The 261-nt window shown below is 59.0% G+C and carries 1 pseudogene; it reads left to right on the top strand.

Annotated features, from left to right (window positions below):
* Nucleotides 1-261 (top strand): annotated as a pseudogene (locus tag AAEZ09_RS28590) (carbon-nitrogen hydrolase family protein); the annotation flags it as partial.

A 261-nucleotide genomic window follows, 5' to 3' on the forward strand; every position in this document is an offset into this window, starting at 1 on the left:
GGCCAAGGAATTTGGCGTTACGCTGGTGGCGGGCTCGATCGTATTACCGGAACCGTATCTGGAGAATGCCCACCTTAGGATTGGTGACGGTCCACTCAGACAGGTTAGCCTGACCTTCGACGCACATGGCAGAGCACTCGGCGCCTTGCAGTACAAACAGAAGCTGAGCCGCTACGAGCGGCGCTATAGCGTTGCGCCGATCCCAGAGCCACAACGGCTTATCGAAACGCCAGCGGGCTCACTGGCAGTGCTCCTTGGTTG

The sequence above is a fragment of the Pseudomonas sp. 65/3-MNA-CIBAN-0223 genome, assembly GCF_040310425.1.
Classification (GTDB): Bacteria; Pseudomonadota; Gammaproteobacteria; order Pseudomonadales; family Pseudomonadaceae; genus Aquipseudomonas; species Aquipseudomonas gregormendelii.